This is a genomic window from Streptomyces sp. NPDC001070, assembly GCF_053598835.1.
Genome location: NZ_JBSFLB010000008.1, coordinates 97,252 through 118,362, shown reverse-complemented (window position 1 = coordinate 118,362; position 21,111 = coordinate 97,252). Strand labels below are relative to the sequence as shown.

At 73.5% G+C, this 21,111-nt stretch carries 18 protein-coding genes; 9 read left to right on the top strand and 9 right to left on the bottom strand.

Annotated elements, in window-relative coordinates:
• Nucleotides 1-11 precede the first annotated feature (11 nt).
• Nucleotides 12-1,697 (bottom strand): glycoside hydrolase family 13 protein, encoded by a 1,686-nt coding sequence (locus ACWDAS_RS12475; protein WP_450389031.1) that lies wholly within the window; start codon nt 1,695-1,697, stop codon nt 12-14.
• A 240-nt stretch (nt 1,698-1,937) separates the two neighbouring features.
• Entirely contained in the window at nt 1,938-3,215 is a 1,278-nt protein-coding gene (locus ACWDAS_RS12470) for an ABC transporter substrate-binding protein (protein WP_450389029.1), read from the bottom strand.
• A gap of 169 nt (nt 3,216-3,384) precedes the next feature.
• Between ACWDAS_RS12470 and ACWDAS_RS12465 the strand changes: the two genes are divergently transcribed.
• The 5 genes from ACWDAS_RS12465 to ACWDAS_RS12445 all read left to right on the top strand — a co-directional run bounded on the left by ACWDAS_RS12465 (nt 3,385) and on the right by ACWDAS_RS12445 (nt 8,895).
• Nucleotides 3,385-3,891: a PadR family transcriptional regulator gene (locus ACWDAS_RS12465; protein ID WP_450389027.1), complete on the top strand. Its 507-nt coding sequence runs from the start codon at nt 3,385-3,387 to the stop codon at nt 3,889-3,891.
• Entirely contained in the window at nt 3,888-4,664 is a 777-nt protein-coding gene (locus ACWDAS_RS12460) for an ABC transporter ATP-binding protein (RefSeq protein ID WP_450389025.1), read from the top strand. The genes ACWDAS_RS12465 and ACWDAS_RS12460 overlap by 4 nt, the downstream gene beginning before the upstream one ends.
• Nucleotides 4,665-4,669: 5 nt before the next feature.
• Nucleotides 4,670-6,976 carry an ABC transporter permease gene (locus ACWDAS_RS12455; protein ID WP_450389023.1) on the top strand — a complete coding sequence of 769 codons (2,307 nt, stop codon included), beginning with the start codon at nt 4,670-4,672 and terminating at the stop codon, nt 6,974-6,976.
• 204 nt (nt 6,977-7,180) lie between these two features.
• Complete coding sequence (locus tag ACWDAS_RS12450; RefSeq protein ID WP_450389021.1) at nt 7,181-8,266, top strand: S-(hydroxymethyl)mycothiol dehydrogenase; 1,086 nt, start codon at nt 7,181-7,183, stop codon at nt 8,264-8,266.
• The gene (locus tag ACWDAS_RS12445; protein ID WP_450389019.1) at nt 8,266-8,895 is read left to right on the top strand and encodes an MBL fold metallo-hydrolase; all 630 of its coding nucleotides are present in this window, start codon (nt 8,266-8,268) and stop codon (nt 8,893-8,895) included. The genes ACWDAS_RS12450 and ACWDAS_RS12445 overlap by 1 nt, the downstream gene beginning before the upstream one ends.
• Nucleotides 8,896-8,938: 43 nt before the next feature.
• Here the strand turns inward: ACWDAS_RS12445 and ACWDAS_RS12440 are convergent, their stop codons facing one another.
• The 3 genes from ACWDAS_RS12440 to ACWDAS_RS12430 form a co-directional block, all read right to left on the bottom strand.
• A complete protein-coding gene (locus tag ACWDAS_RS12440; protein WP_450389017.1) occupies nt 8,939-9,196 on the bottom strand; it encodes a DUF4190 domain-containing protein in 258 nt (85 codons plus the stop codon).
• A gap of 3 nt (nt 9,197-9,199) precedes the next feature.
• On the bottom strand, nt 9,200-9,358 hold the full coding sequence (locus ACWDAS_RS12435) for a hypothetical protein (RefSeq protein ID WP_450389015.1): 159 nt from the start codon (nt 9,356-9,358) through the stop codon (nt 9,200-9,202).
• Between the two features lie 158 nt (nt 9,359-9,516).
• Complete coding sequence (locus ACWDAS_RS12430; protein WP_450389013.1) at nt 9,517-10,461, bottom strand: D-2-hydroxyacid dehydrogenase family protein; 945 nt, start codon at nt 10,459-10,461, stop codon at nt 9,517-9,519.
• A 99-nt stretch (nt 10,462-10,560) separates the two neighbouring features.
• Here ACWDAS_RS12430 and ACWDAS_RS12425 point away from each other — a divergent pair, with 99 nt between their 5' ends.
• Nucleotides 10,561-11,982: an ATP-binding protein gene (locus ACWDAS_RS12425; protein WP_450389011.1), complete on the top strand. Its 1,422-nt coding sequence runs from the start codon at nt 10,561-10,563 to the stop codon at nt 11,980-11,982.
• Here ACWDAS_RS12425 and ACWDAS_RS12420 read toward each other — a convergent pair.
• The 3 genes from ACWDAS_RS12420 to ACWDAS_RS12410 form a co-directional block, all read right to left on the bottom strand.
• Nucleotides 11,969-13,003 carry a helix-turn-helix domain-containing protein gene (locus tag ACWDAS_RS12420; protein WP_450389009.1) on the bottom strand — a complete coding sequence of 345 codons (1,035 nt, stop codon included), beginning with the start codon at nt 13,001-13,003 and terminating at the stop codon, nt 11,969-11,971. The two genes, ACWDAS_RS12425 and ACWDAS_RS12420, sit on opposite strands and share 14 nt — an antisense overlap.
• 75 nt (nt 13,004-13,078) lie before the next feature.
• A complete protein-coding gene (locus ACWDAS_RS12415) occupies nt 13,079-16,000 on the bottom strand; it encodes a SpoIIE family protein phosphatase (protein ID WP_450389007.1) in 2,922 nt (973 codons plus the stop codon).
• Between the two features lie 58 nt (nt 16,001-16,058).
• Complete coding sequence (locus ACWDAS_RS12410; RefSeq protein ID WP_450389005.1) at nt 16,059-16,784, bottom strand: response regulator transcription factor; 726 nt, start codon at nt 16,782-16,784, stop codon at nt 16,059-16,061.
• A gap of 757 nt (nt 16,785-17,541) precedes the next feature.
• On the opposite strand from ACWDAS_RS12410, the gene ACWDAS_RS12405 reads away from it, so the two are divergent.
• The 3 genes from ACWDAS_RS12405 (at nt 17,542) to ACWDAS_RS12395 (ending at nt 20,290) form a co-directional block, all read left to right on the top strand.
• Nucleotides 17,542-17,904 (top strand): bifunctional 3-phenylpropionate/cinnamic acid dioxygenase ferredoxin subunit, encoded by a 363-nt coding sequence (locus ACWDAS_RS12405; protein ID WP_450389004.1) that lies wholly within the window; start codon nt 17,542-17,544, stop codon nt 17,902-17,904.
• A complete protein-coding gene (locus ACWDAS_RS12400; protein WP_450389003.1) occupies nt 17,901-19,070 on the top strand; it encodes an NAD(P)/FAD-dependent oxidoreductase in 1,170 nt (389 codons plus the stop codon). Before ACWDAS_RS12405 ends, ACWDAS_RS12400 begins: the two co-directional genes overlap by 4 nt.
• A gap of 86 nt (nt 19,071-19,156) precedes the next feature.
• Nucleotides 19,157-20,290 (top strand): aromatic ring-hydroxylating oxygenase subunit alpha, encoded by a 1,134-nt coding sequence (locus ACWDAS_RS12395; protein ID WP_450389001.1) that lies wholly within the window; start codon nt 19,157-19,159, stop codon nt 20,288-20,290.
• Here the strand turns inward: ACWDAS_RS12395 and ACWDAS_RS12390 are convergent.
• Entirely contained in the window at nt 20,278-21,075 is a 798-nt protein-coding gene (locus ACWDAS_RS12390) for an IclR family transcriptional regulator (protein WP_450388999.1), read from the bottom strand. The genes ACWDAS_RS12395 and ACWDAS_RS12390 overlap by 13 nt on opposite strands.
• Between the last annotated feature and the right edge of the window lie 36 nt (nt 21,076-21,111).

Genomic DNA, 21,111 nt, shown 5'->3' with positions numbered 1-21,111 from the left:
AGCGTGAACGGTCAGGTGCGTGCCGGGTCGTGGACCCACCAGGCGGCGGTGTTGCCGGGGAGGACTCCGGGCGGGCAGGCGGTGCTCGACAGCAGCGGCCGTCCGGGCACGGGGGCGGGGACGGGCTCCTCGCCGAAATTGACGGCGCAGACCAGGCCCTCGCCGCGGACGAAGGCGAGCACCCCCGGCGGTGTCTCCAGCCAGCGCAGCGTCCCCTCGCCGAGCTGGGGCAGCCGGGCGCGCAAGGCCAGCGCGTCCCGGTACAGGTGCCAGAAGGATCCGGTGTCCAGCAGCGCGCGGTCGGCGCTGTGCTCGGCGAACCAGGCCGGCTGCGGCAGCCACGGCCTGGCCGTGCTGCCCTCGGCCGTGAAACCGAAGGGCGAGGCGTGGCCCGACCAGGGCAGCGGCACCCGGCAGCCGTCCCGGACGAAGCGCCGGCTGCCGGTGCGCCGGAAGATCGGGTCGGTGAGCACCTCGTCCGGCAGGTCGACCACCTCCGGGAGCCCGAGCTCCTCGCCCTGGTAGACGTACGCGGCCCCGGGCAGCGCCAGCATCAGCAGCGCGGCCGCGCGGGCCCGGGCGGCACCGAGATGGCCCGCCGTGCCGCCCGCGTACCGGGTGACGGTCCTGACCTGGTCGTGGTTGTTGAGCACCCAGGTGACGGTGGAGCCGGTGCCGGCGATGTCGCGCAGCGCCTCGGCGATGGTGGTACGGAAGGCCCCGGCACTCCAGGGCGCGCTCAGCAGGTGGAAGAAGAAGGCCTGGTGGAGCTCGTCGGGGCGGACGTAGCGGGCCTGTTCGGCCGGGGTGGGCACGGAGACCTCGCCGACCAGGAGGCGTTCGCGCCCGTCGCGGGCGGTGTACTCCTCGCAGATCCCGCGCCACCGCCGCCACACGCCGTGCACCTCGGGACGGTTCCAGGCCAGCGGGTTGACCGAGTCGCGGGCCCGCTCGTCCGCCTCCGGGTCGGGGGAGTCGGGCAGGTCGGGGTGCTTGAACAGTCCGGCCGTCACGTCGATGCGGAAACCGTCGACACCGCGGTCCAGCCAGAAGCGCAGGACGTGCTCGAAGTGCTCCCCGACGCGCGGGTCGCGCCAGTTGAGGTCGGGCTGCTCGGGGGTGAACAGGTGCAGGTACCACTGGCCCGGCCGGCCGTCCGGCTCGGTCACCCGGGACCACGCGGGCCCGCCGAACATCGCCCGCCAGTTGTTGGGCGGCAGTTCGCCGTGCTCACCGCGGCCGTCGGCGAAGTGGAACAGAGAACGGGCGGCGCCGCCGGGCCCCTCCGCCAGCGCCGCGCGGAACCACGGGTGGGCGCTGGAGCAGTGGTTGGGGACGACGTCGACGACGGTGCGCAGGCCCAGGCGGTGCGCGTCGGCGACGAGGCGGTCGAACTCGGCGAGGTCGCCGTAGAGCGGGTCGACGGCCGTGTAGTCGGCGACGTCGTAGCCGTGGTCGTGCTGCGGCGAGGGGTAGAAGGGGCTCAGCCAGATCCCGTCGACGCCCAGCTTGCTCAGGTAGGGCAGGCCCGCCCGGACGCCGGCCAGGTCGCCGACCCCGTCGCCCGTGCTGTCCAGGAAGCTGCGGACGTAGACCTGGTAGACCACCGCGTCGCGCCACCACGGTCGTGCGGCGGTGAGAGCGGGGGAGGGGGCGGCGGCGGTGGAGGAACCGTCCTCCAGAGGGGCTGTGAACACCCGTCACCATCCTGACTGCGGGCGCGCGGGTGGACACTGCACGCCGCGCGGGTGGCTCGTTATGCATGCATGTTAAGTAGCGACGTCGGGGAGGTGTCAACGGAGCTGTCGATAGACGGCGCTTGCTGGCGTGATTTGTGTGGTTAAAGGTAGGGCTCGGGTGCGTGCTGGGCGCATGTGGGCCCGGGTCGACTACCTAACATGTATGTAGGACGATGCGCGCCGAAGGGGAACGCGGGATCAGCGGTCCCGCACGATCTCCCGCAACTCGCGGTCCAGCCGTGCGACGGCCTGCTCCGGAGTGGTGTTCAGCGCCAGCGCGTCCCGGCTCACCGCCGCCACCGCCAGGCTCACCTGCTCGTACCGCGCGCTCTTCGGTCGCGGCTTGGCCGCCTTGAGGCTCTGCTCCAGCACCGGCAGGTACGGGTAGCGGCGCACCAGCCCCGGATCCCGGTACAGGTCCGCCCACACCGGCGGCAGCGAGCCCTCCGTGAGCACCTGCCGCTGCACGGACTCACTCGTCATGTAGGCCATGAGGTCGGCGGCCGTCCGCGGATGCCGCGAGTGCGCGTTGACCGCGAGGTTGGACCCGCCCAGCACGCTGGAGCCCGGGCCGTCGGGCCCGGGCAGCGGCACGGCGCCGAAGCGCCCCGCCACCTCGGAGCCCGGCGCGGAGGCGAGGTCGTACACGTACGGCCAGTTGCGCAGGAACAGCAGCCGGCCGTCCTGGAACGCCTGCCGGGACTCCTCCTCCTTGAACCGCAGCGCCTCACGCGGGATCCAGCCCTCGCGCACCCCGCGCACCAGGAAGCCCAGCCCCTCGCGAGCGGCGGCGGAGTCCACGGTGACCCGGGTGCCCTCCCCGCCCAGGACCCCGCCCCCGGCCGACTGCACGGCCTCGGTGACATTGACCGTCAGGCCCTCGTACGGCAGGAACTGCCCTGCGTAGCCGCCGATCCGGTACTTCGGGGCGAGGTTCTCCGCCTCGCGCTCCAGCTCCGCCCAGGTGCGCGGCGGCGCCAGGTGCTCCCGGTCGAGGATGTCCTTGCGGTAGTAGAGCAGGGCGGCGTTGGTGACGTAGGGCACGGCGTACTGCCGCCCGTGGAAGGTGGCGGTCTCCACCACCGACTCCAGCAGCCGGTCCATCGGCAGGCCGCGCGGGTCGACCGGGGCGATCCAGCCCGCGCCGGCGAACTCCGAGGTCCACGCCACGTCGATGTTGAGCACGTCGAAGCGGTCGCTGCCGGAGCGCAGGCTGTCGGCCATCTGCGCGCGCACTTCGTCGGCGGCCTCGGGCAGTTCGACGAGGGTCGCCTTCTCCAGGGGGTGGGCGCGGTTCCAGCCGTCCAGTACGTGCTGGAGGTAACCGGTCAGATCACGGCCGGTCACGAAGGTCACCGGGCCCCGGCCCGTCGCGCCGGGCGGTCCGTCGGCGGCACGGGCGCCCCCGGAGGCGTATCCCGTCAGCAGCAGGGCAGCGGCGAGCAGACCCCTGCCCGCGGCCCGCGCCCAGCGCATACGATCCTCCAGGTCCCGCCTCCGGCGACGGCGTCGTCGTCCGGAGGGACATGTATACCTGTTGGACATGCGGGATACTAGCCATTGCGGCAAGACGGCCTGCTCGCCGATGATCGCGCTGGTGAGCGGCCCCTAACAAGCAGGTAACCGGGGAGGAGGCAGGAGGAGCGTGCGTCTTCCTCTCATGGCACTCCTCGCCAAGGGGCCCGCTCATGGTTACGAGCTGAAAACGGCACTTGAGAAGCTTTTCGGTGCTGCCTATCCTCAGCCGAACATCGGCCAGATCTACGTGACGCTGGCGCGCCTGGAGAAGTCGGGACTGATCCGGGGCGAGGACGTCACACAGTCCGGCCGGCCCAACAAACGGATCTACGAACTCACCGACGCCGGGCGGGAGGCGGTCGCCGCCTGGTTCGACGAGCCGTCCAGCGAGCCGCGGGTGCGCGACGAGTTCTTCATGAAGCTCGCCCTCGCCCCGGCCACGGGAATGGCCGACCAGGTCTCCCTGATCAACAAGCAGCGCCGCCACTACCTCAACCTGATGCGGGCCATGTCCCGGCTCGCCTCGGGGGAGGACCGGGACAACCGCATCGCGCAACTGCTCATCGAGGGCGCGACCCTGCATCTGCAGGCCGACCTCGACTGGCTCGAGCGCTGCCAGGAGGAGCTGGAATGAGACGGGCCGAGCCGCCCCTCGCGGGGGCGCCGCACATGCTCCGGGTCGAGGGACTGGTCAAGACGCACCGCGTGGACGGTGGTGAGGTCAGGGCCGTGCGGGGGGTCGACCTGGAGGTGCGGCCGGGCGAGTTCGTCGCCGTCACCGGGCCCTCCGGCGCGGGCAAGTCCACCCTGCTGCATCTGCTCGGCGGGCTGGAACGGCCCGACCGCGGCCGGATATGGCTGGACGGGCAACGGGTCGACCAGCTCGGCGAGGCGCGGTGGGCGGTGCTGCGGCGGCGCGGCGTCGGCATCGTCTTCCAGTTCTTCAACCTCGTCTCCACCCTCACCGTCGCCGACAACATCGAACTCCCCGCCCTGCTCGCCGGCCGCTCGCCCCGCCAGGTGCGCGCCGCCCGCGAGGAGCTGCTGGCCGAACTCGGCCTTGAGGGCAAGGAGGACAGCACCCCCGCCGATCTGTCCGGCGGCGAGCAGCAGCGGGTCGCCCTCGCCAGGGCCCTGGTCAACCGCCCGGCCCTGCTGCTGGCCGACGAACCCACCGGCAGCCTCGACAGCAAGGGCACCCGCGAGGTGCTGCGGCTGCTGACCCGCTGCCATGAACGCGGTCAGACGATCCTGCTCGTCACGCACGACGCCAAGGTGGCCAGCGCCGCGGACCGGGTGATCAGCCTCTTCGACGGCGAGATCGTCGACGACATCACCCTCGACGCCCCGCCGCCCGCCTCGCGTCCCTCGCGCGCCGCCGCCGACGTCGTGAAGCTGCAGGGCTGACCGCCGTGCGCGCCACCGTCCGCTGGGCCCTCGCCGATCTGCGCACCCATCGCGGCCAGGCCCTGTCCATCGTCCTGGCCACCGCGGGCATCACCGTGGCGCTGCTGCTGTCCGTCGCGCTCCTGGTGTACGCGGCCAACCCCTGGCAGCGGATGTTCACCGCCACCGAGGGCGCCCACGTGTGGCTGCGCACGGACGGACGCGCCGACACCGGCGCGCTGTCCCGGATCGACGGCGTCACCGCGGTCTCCGGCCCCTTCCGCACCCTCACCGTCACCGCGCAGCACGGCCGGGAGAAGGCCGCCCTCGATCTGCGGGCCGCCGGCGCGAACCCGCCGCGGGTGGGACGGCCGCTCATGGACGGCGGGGACTGGCTCAACGGCGGCGCGGGCGACGGCATCGTGCTGGAGCGGTCGGTGGCGACCGCACTGTGGGCCGAGCCGGGGGACGAGATCAGCGTGGCCCTCGGCGGACGGCCGGTCACCGTCCGGGTGGTCGGCGTCGCCGAGACCGCGGAACCCCTCTACTCCCCGGGGGACAACCCCGGCACCGCCTGGGCGTCGCCCACGCTCGTGAGCAGCCTCGCCACCGGCGCGGCGCGGCCCGGGCAGACGGTCGGGCTGCGGCTGAGGGACCCGGCCGACACCGGCTTCGTCGTCCAGCGGGCCGTCACCGCCGTCGGATCGGACCGGGTCATCGATGTCGCCACCTGGCGGGAGGCCCGCGCCGACGCCGAGGGGGACAACCATCTGCTCGGGCTGCTGCTCGGCCTGTTCGGGCTCGCCGCGCTGCTGGCCGCCGCGATCGCGGTGACCGGCGGCATCGGCACCCGTGTCCTGGCGTACGTGCGCGACATCTCGGTCCTCAAGGCCGTCGGCTTCACCCCGGCGCAGGTGGTCCGGATGTTCCTGGTGCAGCACGCGGTGCTGGCCACCGCCGGGGTGGTGCTCGGCTCGGCGGCCGCCGAGTCGCTCGCGCCGGGGATCCCCGGGCCGATGGGGGACGCCATGGAGCTGTGGCAGGGACTGCCGCAGCACACCTGGGCACTGCCCGGCACCGCGGCGGCGACCGTGCTGGTCATCGCCCTGGCCACGGTGGTCGCCGCCTGGCGGGCCGGCCGCGTGCCGCCGATCCCCGCCGCGCGGGGTGCCGTTCCCGGACGCCGCCGGATGTCCGGCGCGGCCCGGGTCGCGCTGCGGCTGCGGACCCCGCCCGCCCTCGTGCTGGGCTGCCGCGGGGTGCTGCACCGGCCCGCCCGCTCCGCGGCCGCCGTGGTGCGGCTCGCCCTGCCGATCCTGATGATCACCGTCGCCCTGGGGACCTGGGCCACCCTGGACCGCTTCGAGCACCACCCGGAACAGCTCGGCCAGGCAGGTGAGCTCACCGCCCGTCCCAACGGCCTGACCGACGAGGCCGTCCGGCGGTTGCTGGCCACGCGACCGGAGATCACCGCGGTGCACCCGGGTACCGAACTCGCCGCGCTCGCCCCCGGCCAGTCGCAGTCCGTCACCCTGCGCGGGATCGGCACCACGGACGATCCCTACCCTTTCGCCGTCGCGGAGGGCCGCCACCCCACCGGGCCCGACGAGGCGCTCGCCGGGCAGGGCCTGCTCGACGCGCTCCACATCGAGGTGGGCCAGTGGGTACGGGTCACCGTCGGCGGCACCCCGCACATCCTGCACATCGTCGGCCGCAGCATCGAGACCGGGCACGGCGGCCGGGTGATCTCGGCGCCGCTCGACGTGCTGCGCGCCCAGGACGCCTCCATCAGCCCTTCGTACTACAGCCTGGTGCTGCGCCCCGGCGCGGACCGGGCGGCCGTGCGCGGCGTCCTGACCGACGCCTCGCACGGCGCCCTGGAGGTGCGCGAGGTCACCGGGCCGGGCGCCGAACTCTCCCCGGTGCGCGGGGTCATCATCGGGCTGGTCACCGTACTCGCGCTGATCGCCCTGGCCGAGCTGTCCACGGCCGTCGGCACCGGAATCCGCGACCACGCCCGCGACATGCGCGCCTACCGGGCCGTGGGCCTGACGCCCCAGCAGACCGTGGCGACCGTCGTCACCGGTATCGGGCTGATCGTCCTGGCCGCCGCCGCGGCCGGGGTCACCGCGGGGGTGTTCGCCTCGGACTGGCTGATCGACCTCCAGGGCGGTTCCAGCGGTGTCGGCGCCGGCATCGCGCAGTCCCCGCCCCGCGCCGCGCTGCTGCTGATGGTCTGCGTGTGCGTGGCGGTCGCGGTGTCGGTCTCCCTGCTCCCCGCCTCCCGCGCGGCGGGGGACCGCAACCCGCGCATGCTGTTCAACGCCCAATGACGACAGGACACCGGTCGCGGCACGCCGCCGAACGGGTCCGCCGGGCAAGATCCTTGGTAAGAATGAATCGCGCCGTTCGGCCGGGCTGTGCTGGTCCTTGACCGCCCTGTCGGCCGTCGTCGATGCTTGCGTTGCGGCACGTGCGGTGTGTGCCGTAATGAGAAACATTCACCTCAGGGATCCGTACCAGCCGAGGAGTGCCCCATGGCTCACCAGGTCCGTGCTGTCGTCGCCCGGAAGAAGGGTTCCCCCGTCAGCCTGGAAACGATCGTCGTGCCCGACCCGGGGCCGGGGGAGGCGCTGGTACGGATCCAGGCGTGCGGGGTCTGCCACACCGACCTGCACTACCGCGAGGGCGGCATCAACGACGACTTCCCCTTCCTCCTCGGTCACGAGGCCGCCGGCATCGTGGAGTCGGTCGGCGAGGGCGTCACCGACGTCGCGCCCGGCGACTTCGTGATCCTCAACTGGCGCGCGGTGTGCGGCCAGTGCCGGGCCTGTCTGCGCGGACGGCCCTGGTACTGCTTCAACACCCACAACGCCAAGCAGAAGATGACCCTGCTGGACGGCACCGAGCTCTCCCCGGCCCTGGGCATCGGGGCCTTCGCCGAGAAGACCCTCGTCCACGCCGGCCAGTGCACCAAGGTGGACCCCGCCGCCAGCCCCGCCGTCGCCGGGCTGCTCGGCTGCGGCGTCATGGCGGGTCTCGGCGCGGCCATCAACACGGGCAGCGTCGGCCGCGGTGACTCTGTCGCCGTCATCGGCTGCGGCGGCGTCGGCGGCGCCGCGATCGCGGGCTCCCGGCTGGCCGGCGCCGCGAAGATCATCGCCGTGGACATCGACGCGCGGAAGCTGGAGACGGCCAGGAAGCTGGGCGCCACGCACACCGTCAACTCCAAGGAGACCGACCCCGTCGAGGCGATCCGCGAGCTGACCGGCGGCTTCGGCGCCGACGTCGTCATCGACGCGGTCGGCCGCCCCGAGACGTACAAGCAGGCCTTCTACGCCCGCGACCTGGCCGGCACCGTCGTCCTGGTCGGCGTGCCGACCCCGGAGATGAAGCTGGAGCTCCCGCTGCTGGACGTCTTCGGCCGCGGCGGCGCGCTCAAGTCCTCCTGGTACGGCGACTGCCTGCCCTCCCGGGACTTCCCGATGCTCATCGACCTCTACCTGCAGGGCCGCCTCGACCTGGAGTCCTTCGTCACCGAGACCATCGCGCTGGACGAGGTCGAGAAGGCCTTCGAGCGGATGCACCACGGTGACGTGCTGCGCTCGGTGGTGGTCTTCTGATGGCCGCCCGGATCGACCACCTCGTCACCTCGGGCACCTTCACTCTGGACGGCGGCACCTGGGACGTCGACAACAACGTCTGGATCGTCGGCGACGACACCGAGGCGATCGTCGTCGACGCCGCCCACGACGCCGACGCCATCGCCGGCGCGCTCGGCGGCCGCCGTCTGGTCGCCATCGTCAGCACCCACGCCCACAACGACCACATCGACGCCGCGCCCGCGCTCGCCGCGCGCACCGGTGCCCCGATCCTGCTGCACGGCGACGACCTGCCGCTGTGGAAGCTGACCCACCCCGAACGGGCACCCGACGGCGAACTGACCGACGGTCAGGTCATCACGGTGGCCGGCACCGACCTCACCGTGCTCCACACCCCGGGCCACGCGCCGGGCGCCGTCTGCCTCTACGCGCCCGCGCTCGGCACGGTCTTCACCGGCGACACCCTCTTCCAGGGAGGTCCGGGAGCCACGGGACGGTCCTTCTCGCACTTCCCGACCATCATCGACTCGATCCGCGACCGGCTGCTGGCACTGCCACCGGAGACGGTCGTCCGCACCGGCCACGGCGACAGCACCACGATCGGCGCCGAGGCCCCGCACCTGGACGAGTGGATCGCCCGCGGCCACTGAACCCTCGCGGCCGCCGCACCCACGGGTGCGGCGGCCGCGGCCGTCAGAGCGACCACACGAAGGCGTGGTCGCTCGCGGTCACCACCGCGAGCACCACCAGATCGGCCGTCCCTAGCAGCAGCCCCAGCACGGCCCGCCCCCGGCGGCCGGTCCCCTGCAACAGCGCCATGGAGCCGAGCACGAGGGCCGCGGGGCCGAGGACGAGGCTGAAGACGAGCACGCCCACCAGCCCCAGGACGAAGGACGCGGCCGCCGCGCTGTCCGCGTGCGCGCGGCGCGCCCTCGCGGATGTCCCGCGCATCACTCACCCCTCCCTGCGGTGCGCGATGCGCCGGCGCACCCCGTACAGCGCGAGCCACACCACGATGACGGCGGCCACGGCGAGGGTCACGGGCAGTGGCAGATGCGCGGCCGGTCCGAGCAGCAGCCCGAACAGGGCCACCGCGACCACCAGGAACAGCATGCCGGTCCTTCCCGGTTCTTCGTCGGTTCCAAATTCAGTGAACAGTTGTACACGGAGATTCTGCCCAGCGGGGCCACCGGAAAACGCGAACCGGCGCCCCGCGGAAGGCGGGACGCCGGTTCGGCCGAAAAGCACGCTCCCCGCCCGGAAGTCCCGGGTCAGGCCGTCAGCACCCGCATCGGCGCGCCGTCCCGGAAGGCCGCGACGTCCTCGGCCGCCTGCCGGAAGAAGACCTCGTACGTCGCCTCCGTGACGTAGCCCAGGTGCGGCGTGAGCAGGACGTTGGGCAACGTCCGCAGGACGTCCCCGGCGGGGAGCGGCTCGGTGTCGTACACGTCCAGCGCGGCGCCGGCGATCCGGCCCTCGCGCACCGCGGCGACCAGCGCCGGGGTGTCGACGAGCGGTCCGCGCGAGGTGTTGACCAGCAGCGCCGATGGCTTCATCCATTCCAGCTCCTCGGCGCCGATCAGACCGGTGCTGCGCGCCCCGAGCTTGTAGTGCACGGTGACGACGTCGGAGGAGGAGAACAGCTCCCGCTTGCCGACCGCCCGCGCGCCGCACGCGGCGGCGTGCTCCGGGTCGAGGTTGGTGCTCCACGCCAGGACGTCCATCCCGAACGCGGCGCCGATCGCGGCGACCCGCGCGCCGAGCCGGCCCAGCCCCACGATGCCCAGCGTCCGGCCGTGCAGGTCGCCGCCGATCGTGTGCTGCCACTCCCCGCGCCGCATCCCGGCGGCCTCCTCCGGGACATGCCGGGTCAGCGACAGGATGAGCGCCCAGGTCAGTTCGGCCGTGGCGTGCGGGACGCTCTCGGTGCCGCACACCGTCACCCCGTGCCGGCGGGCCGCGTCCAGGTCGATGGAGGCGTTCGCCATGCCGGTGGTGACCAGCAGCCGCAGCGCCGGCAGCGCCGCGAAGCGCTCCTCGGTGAAGGGAGTGCGCTCACGCATGGCGACCACCACGTCGAAGCCGTCCAGCGCCTCGGCCAGCTCCGCGGTGCCGGCGATGTGGTCGTGGAGGAAGACGACCTCCGCCCCCAGCGCGTCCCAGTCGGCGAACCGGTGCGCCGCCTTCTGATAGTCGTCCAGGACGGCGATGCGCATGGTGCGGTCTCCTCGGCTCGATCGATCGAACGGATGTGTCCAGCGGCTGTCCTAGTATCTGCTCGGAAAGCGGCCGTAACCGAACCGAGGGGTGGGCCCGTGGAGGCACCCGACAGGCACCGCCGACGGCGCTGGTGGCCCCGCTCGCTCTACTGGCGCCTCGCGCTCGGCTTCCTGGCGATCACCACGATCGGCGTCGCGGCCGCCGACGTCTACGCCGCCCGCGCGCTCGCCGACGGCCTGCGGAACCGGCTGGACCAGCAACTCGCCTCCATACGGCAGGACCGGCTGGACGAGCTGGAGAACAGCTCGGACCTCAAGCCCGCGGGGGCGACGGTCGTGGTGCTGCTCACCGACGCCATCGGCAGGGTCGTGCAGCGGGAATCCGGCGCCATGGTGGAGCGGGCCACCATCCGGCTGTCCAGCGCCGAACTGGACCGCATGGCGTCCGCCGGCCGGGCGGGCACCGTCGGGCCCACCCCGATGCGGGCGGTCGTCGAGAAACTCCCCGACGGCGGCTACCTGGTGATCGCGGAGTCCACCGCCGACGACACGGCCACCGTCCACAACCTCGTGGTGATCGAGGCCGTCTCCGGTGTGCCACTGGTCGCCTGCGTCGTGCTCGGCGCGCTCTGGTTCAGCCGCCGCACCATCTCCCCGCTCAACGAGATCACCGCCACCGCCCGCCGCTTCGCCGCCGAGGGCGCCCCGTCGCAGCGGGTCTCCGCGCCGGTCTCGACGGCGGAGGTGGAGGCCCTCGCCGACGCCGTCAACGCGATGCTCGGCCGGGTCGACGAGGAGTTCAACCGCCGCCGCAAGGCCGAGGAGCAGCTGCGCGACTTCGTCGGCGCCGCCAGCCACGAACTGCGCACCCCGCTCACCGCGATCGGCGGCTACGCCCAGCTGGTGCGCTTCGGCGCCCTCGACGACCCGGGCCGCCTGGACGACGCCATGCGGAGGGTGCAGAACGAGACCCGCAGGATGTCCGCCCTCGTGGACGAGCTGCTCCTGCTGGCCCGCCTCGACCAGGGCCGCCCCCTGGAGTGCCGCCCCGTCGACCTGGTCGAACTGTGCGCCGACGCGGTGGCGGACACCCGCGTCGTCGACCCCGAACGCCGGGTGAGCCTCGTGGCGTCACCCGGCACCCACCTGGTGACGGGCGACCCCGACCGGCTCCGCCAGGTGGTCACCAATCTGCTGGCCAACGTCGTCGCCCACACCCCGCACGAGGTGTCCGCCGAGGTGCGGGTCGGCCGCGAGGGCGACGAGCAGATCGTCGACGTCATCGACAGCGGCCCCGGGATCCCCGAGGAACTGCGCGAGCGGATCTTCGAGCGGTTCTTCCGCGCGGGCGGCACCGTCCGCCCCGCCCGGCAGGACGACCGCCCCGCGCCGGGAAGCGGACTGGGGCTGAGCATCGTGGCGGCCATCGCCGCGGCCCATTCCGGCTCGGTGCGCGTCGAATCCTCCGACTCCGGTGCGTGGTTCCGGGTGCGGCTGCCGGCGCTCACTGGCGCATGATCGCCGCGACGGCCAGCGCGGTCCTGAGCACCTGCAGATCGCGTGGAGCGTCCACGCGCCGCCCGGTCAGCTCCTCGATCCGGCGCAGGCGCCGGTCGAAGAACTTGCGGCGCAGCGCGAGCAGTTCGCACGCGAGGTCGACGTCGCCGTCGGCGGTGACCACCGCGTTCAGCGCGTCCCGCAGCACCAGGTCGTCCAGTACGGGTTGCACCATCGCGACCAGCCGCTGCGCGATGTCGGGCGTCTGCGCGGCCGCGTACTCGACCAGGACGTCGTCCAGCTGGTAGACGCCGGGCCCGAAGCCCAGCGCGTCCACGACCGCGCAGATGTCGTCCACCAGCAGCTGACCGGCCGTCACCTCGTTGTACGGCTTCCAGTGCACCGCGAGCCGGCCCGTCGCGCCCAGGCCGCGGTGGATGCGCCCGGCCAGGTCGGCGGAGTCCTCGTGCCGGGCCGCCGGGGTGAGGACGTAGAGGCCGCGCGTCGAGGCGAGGACGGCGGTCTCGGGGCCGCCGTGGCCGCGGGCCACCGCCTCGACGTCGCCGATGGGGCGGCCCGGCGCGCGCAGCGCCATCACGGCGTAGGCGGGCGGGGCGTACACCGGCGCGGGCGGCGGGGACACCGGGACCGAGGCCGATGCCCCCTGCCCGGACTGGGCGAAGAAACCGCGGGTCAGCTCCCTGGTCACCCGGCGTCCGGCGTCCGCCAGGCGCCGCGCGAACTCGCCGCCGGGGTCGGCGCTGCCCGCCGCCGCGTACCCGCTGGACACCAGGATGTGCTCCGTCGTCTCCCGGACGGCGACCCGCAGCGCGCTCACCGGCTCGCCGCGCGCCGCCCAGGACACCCCCTCGCCGCGGATCCGCGCGGCCGTCTGCTCGCTCCACTCTCCCGAGCCGGAGACGACTTCGATCAGGGCCGCGAACAGCTCCCGCCGCAGCGAGGGTTCGCCTTCGCCGGAGTCGCCGAACCCCAGGTCGAGACAGGAATCCAGGCCCGTGGACGCCGGTGCGTGGGTGGTCATGCGCGCAAGCCAAGCACCGGAGCATCAGAGTCACATCAAAGCGCGATCAGAGTTGGCGCTGGGGATCGCCCGCCGTCACAACGGCTCCGGGACCGCCTGCTCGGTCCAGATGCACTTGCCCCCGGGGACATAGCGCGTGCCCCAGCGCTGGCACAGCGCGGCGACCAGCTGCAGCCCGCGGCCGCCCTCGTCGGTGTCCCCGGCGTGCCGGATGCGCGGGGTGCTGAGGCTGCCGTCCGACACCTCGCAGACGAGCGTACGGCTGCGGATCAGCCGCAGGCCGATGGGTCCCCGGGCGTGCCGGACCACATTGCCGACCAGCTCGCTCGCGATCAGCTCCGTCGTCATGACCAGCTCGTCGAGCCCCCACGCGTCCAGCTGCCGCCGTATGTGCTCCCGGGCCTGGCCCGCGGCGAGCGGGTCCTCGGGCAGCGCCCAGGACACCACGTCCCCCGGCGCGAGGGAGTGCGTGCGGGCGATCAGCAGGGCCGCGTCGTCCCCGGCGTGCTCCTGGTGGGGGTCGAGCGCCGTGGCGACCTCGTCGCAGAGCCCGCCCAGGCGCCCGACCTCGCCCGGCCGGTCGTCCGGCGGCCCCGCGGGTGCCGCGGCGAGCGCCCCGGTGAGGGCCTTGGCCAGCCCGGCCAGTCCGGTGTCGATGTCACGGCGGGAGGACTCGACGAGGCCGTCCGTGTAGAGCACCAGCAGACTGCCCTCGGGGATCTCCAGCTCCACGGTCGCGAACGGCGGTGTGGCGGCGCCCAGCGGCGGGTCCGGCGACTGCCCGGCGAAGTGGACGGTGCCGTCGGGCAGCACGAGCGCCGGCGGCGGATGCCCGGCCCGGGAGAAGACGCAGGTACGGGTCGTGGGGTCGTACACGGCGTACAGGCAGGTGGCGTAGAAGTCGTCACCGAGGTCGCTGACCAGGTCGTTGAGGTGCGCGAGCAGCTCGTCGGGGGGCAGTTCGAGACCGGCCAGCGTGTGCACCGCGGTGCGCAGCCGCCCCATCGTCACGGCCTCGGAGATCCCGTGTCCCATCACGTCGCCGATGACGAGCGCGACCCGGTCGGCGGAGAGCGGGATGACGTCGTACCAGTCCCCGCCGACCGTCGTCCCCTCGACGGCGGGCAGATAGCGGGCGGCGGCGGTGACCGCGGGCAGTTCGGGCAGCTCCTGCGGCAGCAGGCCGCGCTGCAGCTCCTGCGCGCGGCCGTGCTCGGCGTCGTACAGCCGGGCGCGTTCCAGGGCCTGCGCGACCAGCCCGCTGAGCGCGGTCAGCAGGGTGCGCTCCTCCTCGCTGAACGGGCGGGGCTCGGAGAAGGAGACCACGCACGAGCCGACGGCCTCCCCGGAGACGATCAGCGGCAGGAAGGCCCAGGCGTGCTTCTGGGACCACTCCTGGAAGTGGATCCGGGCCGGATACCGGGTGCGGAAGTCCCTGGCGGAGGTGATGTAGCGGGGTACGCGCTCCCGGATGGCGTCGGCGCTGGGGCTGTCCTCGGCGAGACGGGTCCGGCTGAGCCGTTCCATCAGACCGGGGGGATAGCCGACCGAGCCGGCGACACGCAGGAGGTCGCCCTCCAGCGTCTGGATGATCAGACCGGTGGCGTCGAAGAGCGGCAGCACGCGGTCCGCCGCCGCCGCGACGACGTCCTTGACGGTGACGGCCTCGGCGAGCGCCGTGGTGAGCCGCTTGATGTGCGCGGCGCGGTCGGCGGCCGCCCGCGCGGCCTCGGCGCGGGCCTCCTCCGCGAGCCAGTGCTCGGTGACATCGGTCAGGTAGACGGTCAGGCCGCCGGGCACGGGCATGACCCGCAGGTGGTACCGGCGCGTTCCGCCGTCCCACTCGATGTCCCCGCTGACCGGTGAGCCGCCCTTGGCCGCCCGGCGGCAGTGCGCCTCCAGCTCCGAGTCCCGCACGCCGGTGAGGTCCCACAGGATGTCCCCGACCAGCGGCCGCCGCGCGCCCAGCAGCCGTTCGGCCTGCGGGTTGGCGAAGGCTATGCGGCCGTCGTCGTCGATGGCCAGGAAGCCGTCGCTCATGTGGCGCAGGGCCCGGCCGACGGCGTCCATCGCGACCCGGGTCTCCGTGCTGTCCCACAGCACGCCGGCCAGCCGGGCCGCCTTGCCGTCCTCGCCGAGCACGCTGCGGCCACGGGCCTGCACCCAGCGGAAACTCCCGTCGGGCCGGCGGACCCGGTACTCCCAGGCGAAGCCCCCGGCGGCCCGGGCGGCGTCCTCGGCGTCGGCGATCACCCAGGGCAGGTCCTCGGGGTGGACCAGCTCCACCCAGGTCTCCAACCGCCCGTCGTACATCTGCGGGGACATCCCGAACACGGTGCGCGCCGTCTCGTCGAGGTACGCCTCGCCGGTGCGGACGTTCCATTCCCAGGTGCCGATGCCCACGTCGGAAGGGGTCTCGCGGAGCCGGGAACCCGTGCCGCCCTCCGCCAGCCGCCAGCGCTCACGCGATGCGACGGCCGCCGTCCGCCCCAGCCGCTCCGACACCCAGGCCGCGATCTCCCGGAGCAGCCCCCACTGGGCGGCCGTGGGCGGCTCGGCCTCCGCGGTCACGACCGAGAGCGCGCCCAGCGGACCCTCCGGGCCGGGGAGCGGGACGGCGGCGAGCCCGGTCCCGCCGGGCAGCGGCCCCGGGGTGGACCCCGTCGTGGGCAGCCACACCGGGTCGCCACCGGTCGTCGCAAGGCCCGGGGCGGTGCCGTCGTGCGGGGGGAGGAAAAGCCAGGCGCGGGTCAGGTGCCGGGGCAGACCGCTGCGCGCGGCCAGGCGCAGCGGGACGCCGCCCCGGGCCTCCTGTCCGCGCAGATGGACCAGACCGCCCAGCGCGTTGAGCGCCGCCACGGCCTGCTGGAGCCCCAGTCGCAGCGCCTCGCGCTCGCCCTGGTCGTCGCCCGAGGACCGGAGCAGGCGCAGCCGGTCCGCTCCCGGCTGCTCGAGCGGCGCTTCCGGCTCCTGGGCGGCGGCATCGTTCGGGATCATGCCCTCTTCTCGTCGGCTCTTCCTCCGAAGGCAAACATAGCGCCGTGCGCCGACACCGTCAGCGTGAACGCGAATCGGCGGCCTGCGCCGCCCTGACCAGGTACCCGGCCCCCCGCACCGTACGGATGAGCGACTGGTCGGTGTCGCCGAGTTTCCGGCGCAGGTAATAGATGTACGTCTCCACGATCCCGGACTCGCCCTGGAAGCCGCAGCTCCACACGGCGTCGAGGATCTGCCCCTTGGACACCACCCGGTCCGGGTTCTCCAGGAGGAAGCGCAGCAGGGCGAACTCGGTGGCCGAGACCTGCACCGGGCGGCCGTGCCGCCACACCTCGTGGGTGTCCGCGTCCAGCTCGACCCAGCCCGCCCGCAGCCGCCGCCCGGCGGGCTCGGGGGCCCGGCCCCGGCGCAGCAGCGCGTTCACACGGGCCGCGACCTCGTTGATGTCGAAGGGCTTGGTGACGTAGTCGTCCCCGCCCAGCGCCAGGCCCCGGATCTTGTCCTCCACCGCGTCGCGTGCCGTGAGGAAGAGGACGGGGGCGCCCACCCGGGCGGCGCGGAGCCTGCGGCACACCTCGAAGCCGTCGAGGTCGGGCAGCCCCACGTCCAGCAGGATCACGTCGGGCGCGTGCTCGGCGGCCGCCGTCACCGCCTCCTCGCCGGTCCCGGCCGTGACCACGTCGAAGCCCAGGAACTGCAGCGCCATCGCGAGCATCGAGGCGATGCTCGCCTCGTCCTCCACGACCAGCACGCGGGGTTGCTGAGCCGAAACGGTCACGTTCATGCCGTGTGTCACTTCCTCCGGGCCGGATCCCGGCCGTTGTCACACAGAAGAGGAACGGATTATGTCATTCAGCTGAACCCGGACAACCCCCGTGACCGGAACAAGTCCCTGCGGACCGCAGGTCCGCGGGGTGCGCGGGGCGCCATGGCGCCCTTCGGCGCGGGACACGGGGTGCGGACGTGCGGGGTCTGCGTCCCGCCGGGCGGGCCGGTTCCGGCTCCCGGCGCCGCGTCGCCCCGGGCCGGGGCGGGGGCCCGGAGCCCGGCGCGGGGGCGTCCGTCGTCCGCCGCGGCCGGTTCCGGTCGGCTCGGGCGCCGGGCACGGCGGGGCGCGATGGCCGGACGGCCACCGCGTGCGCGCGAGCGTGACGGCAGCGGTTCCCCACGCCGCGCTTGCCGGGGCGGCTGGGCCGCCCCGGGCATCGCCCCGCAAGCGCTGCCGCGACAGGTACCGGAGGGGCAACCGGCCTCCCACCGGGCCTCGTTGGTCCTGGCCGTCGGCCGGGCCCCGCGTCCCTCCGGCTGCCGTACGCCGAAGCCCCCTCGGCGCGGGCCGCCCGCAGCGGTCGACCGGGTACGACGGCGATGCGAGCCGAGCCGGGCGGACCGGCGCCATCGCGCCCGGCGCGGACGGCACATGACCGGGCGTCGGGCGTCCACTTCCGGCTGTCCGGGCGATGCCTTGACAGGGGTTGGGGGCGCCTCCACACTGATGTTGCGTCAATCGCAATCCGTTTCGCTATACGCACCGAGGTGTCATGATGATTCCCGTGTGCCGGCTCGCGGATCTCCCGCGAGGCGAGGCCTTCCGGCTCGAAACCGACCCGCCCGTCGCGGTGTTCCACACCGAGGAGGGCGAGCTCTACGCCGTCGACGACACCTGCACCCACCAGGACGCGTCGCTCGCGGACGGCTGGCTGGAGGGGCGCGAGGTGGAGTGCCCGCTGCACGCCTCGAAGTTCGACCTGCGGACGGGCGCGGTGGACGCGCCTCCGGCCAAGCGGCCCGTGCGGACGCACGAGGTCGTGGTCGAGGACGGCATGATCCATGTGCGCCTGTCGACGGCCCCGCCCAACCTCCCGCCGTGCGTGGCCACGCGGCTCGCCGGGGGAGCCGCGTGAGAGCGGTCGTCGTGGTCGGCGCCTCGCTGGCCGGGCTGTCGGCGGCGCGGGCGCTGCGCGCCCGGGGTCACGACGGCAGGCTGGTGGTCGTGGGTGAGGAGCCGCACCGGCCGTACGACCGGCCGCCGCTGTCCAAGGAGTTCCTCGCCGGCGAGACCGGGGAGGAGGCGCTGACGCTGGAGGCGGACGGCGAGGACCTGGGCGCCGAATGGCTGCTGGGTACGCGGGCCGTGGCGCTCGACCCCGGCACACGGGGGATCCGGCTCGCGGACGGCCGCTCGGTCACCGCGGACGGCGTCGTCATCGCCACCGGATCCGCGGCCCGCACGCTCCCCGGCATGTCCCGCCTCGCCGGGGTGCACACCCTGCGGACGCTGGACGACGCCCGCGCGCTGCGGGCCGATCTCGCGCGGGGCGGCAGGCTCGTCGTCATCGGCGGCGGCTTCATCGGGGCCGAGGTCGCCTCGACGGCGTACGCGCTCGGCATCGACGTGACCGTGGTCGAGGCGGCGCCCACCCCTTTGTCGGGGCCGCTCGGCGAGGTGATGGGCGGGGTCGTGTCCCGCCTCCACGCCGACCACGGCGTACGGCTGTTGTGCGGCACCGGCGTACAGGGGGCCGAGGCGGGCGGCGACGGCCGGGTGGCGGCCGTGGTCCTGGCGGACGGCCGCCGGCTGCCCGCGGACACCGTGGTCGTCGGCGTCGGCGCGCGTCCGTGCGTGGACTGGCTGGCGGACTCGGGACTCGCCCTCGGCGACGGCGTCCTCTGCGGTGCGGACGGCCGGACGGGTCTGCCGGGCGTCGTCGCCGTCGGCGACTGCGCCGCCTGGTTCGACCCGGCGACCGCCGCGCACCGCCGCGTTGAGCACTGGACGGGTGCCCTGGAGCGCCCCGCCGCCGCGGTGGCCGCACTGCTGTCCGGCGGCGCGACGGAGCAACGGGCGCCCAGGCCGCCGTACTTCTGGTCCGACCAGTACGGCGTGCGCATCCAGTTCGCGGGCCACGCCGCTGGGGCCGACAGCGTCACCGTCGAGGAGGGCGCGCCGGACGAGCGCAACGTCCTCGCCGTCTACCGCAGGGCCGGGGTGCCCGTCGCGGTGCTGGGGATGAACCAGCCCCGGCTGTTCACCCGCTGGCGCAAGCAGCTGGCCGCCGCGACGTCTTGACAGCGCCGGACCCGCCCCACATGCTGCAGTTGCGCATTGCACACTCCGTTGCTCATTACACAACATCGTCCGCAAGGAGTGCCCCCGTGACCCCGACCGGCCTGCCGGACAGCCTCATCGCCACCCTCCCCGGCTCCTCCTACACCGATCCCGGGATCTTCGCCCTGGAGCAGGAGCGCATCTTCGAGGCGATGTGGTTCTGCGTCGCCCGCTCCTCGGAGCTCGACGCGCCGGGTGCCTTCCGGACGGTGGACGTCGGCCGCGAGAGCATCCTCGTCACCCGGTCGCGCGACCACGCGGTGCGCGCGTTCTTCAACGTGTGCCGGCACCGCGGCGCCCGGCTGAGCACCGAGGCGAGCGGCGAGGTCAAGCGCGCCTTCCAATGCCCGTACCACGCCTGGACGTACGACCTGAACGGCAGGCTCGTCGCCGCCCCCAACCTGACCAAGATGCCCGACGTCGGCCGCACCGAGTACGGGCTCGTCGGCGTCCACGTGCGCGAATGGCTGGGCTACGTATGGGTCTGCCTCGCCGAGGACCCGCCCTCCTTCGAGGAGCAGGTGATCGGCGAGGTGGTCACCCGGCTCGGGGACGTGGCGTCCATCGAGCGCTACGGCATCGAGAACCTCCGGGTCGGCCGGCGGATCGTCTACGACGTCAGGGCCAACTGGAAGCTCATCGTCGAGAACTTCATGGAGTGCTACCACTGCGCCACGATCCACCCCGAACTGACCGAGGTGCTACCGGAGTTCGCCGACGGCTACGCCGCGCAGTACTACGTCGGCCACGGCGCCGAGTTCGGCACCGGCATCGAGGGTTTCACCGTCGACGGCTCGGCGGGCCTGGACCGGATACCCGGCGTCTCGGCGGACCAGGACCGGCGCTACTACGCCGTCACCATCAAGCCGCAGGTCTTCGTCAACCTCGTGCCCGACCATGTGATCTTCCACCGCATGTACCCGGTCGCCGTCGACCGCACGGTCGTCGAGTGCGACTGGCTCTACCTGGAGGAGGTCGTCGCCGCCGGCAAGGACGTCAGCCGCTCGGTCGAGCTCTTCGACCGGGTCAACCGCCAGGACTTCGACGCCTGCGAGCGCTGCCAGCCCGCCATGAGTTCCCGGCTCTACGCCAAGGGCGGGGTCCTGGTCCCCAGCGAGCACCACATCGGCGGCTTCCACGACTGGGTGCACGGGCGCCTCGGCACGGTTCAGCCCAGGTAGCCCATGCGGTGGCTGATCTCGGCGGCCCCGGCGACCAGCACCGGCCCGAGTTCGTGCATGCGCTCCTCGGTGAAGCGGTACGAGGGGCCGGACGCGCTGACGGCGGCGATGACCTCGCCGTCCCGGGAGCAGATGGGGGCGGCCATCGCGTGCAGGCCGATCTCCAGTTCCTCCAGCGTCCAGGCGTAGCCGCGCTCCCTGGCCTCGGCGAGGTTCTTCTCCAGTTTCGTCCGCGAGGTCAGGGTGTGCGGGGTGAGCTTCTCCAGGCCCGCGTCCGTGAGGAGTTCGGCGCGCCGCGCGGCCGGGAGGTGGGCGAGCAGGATCTTGCCGCTGGAGGTGGCGTGCAACGGGGTGAGCTGACCGACCCAGTTGTGCGCGGTGACCGCGGCCGGTCCGCGCACCTGGTAGAGGTTGATCGCGAAGTGCTTCTCCATCACGGCGATGTTGACGGTCTCGCCGATCTCCTCGGCGAGCCGCTCGCACACCGGCCGCCCCTGCTGCGTGATGTCGATGCGGCCGGTGACCGCGCCCGCGAGCCGTACGATGCCGAAGCCGAGCCGGTACTTGCCGCGCTCGCCCGCCTGCTCCACCAGGCCGCGCGCCTCCAGCGCGCCCAGCAGCCGAAACGCCGTCGACTTGTGGACCTCGATCTCGGCGGCGACCTCGCTCACACCGGCCTCGCCGCGCCGGGCCAGGATCTCCAGCACGCTGATGGCCCGGTCGACGGACTGAACGCCACCCGGCTGCGAACCATTCGTTTCGGTATCTGCACTGAAGTTGCTCACAGCGAAACTATACGCGCGGTATACAACTGCGCGGGG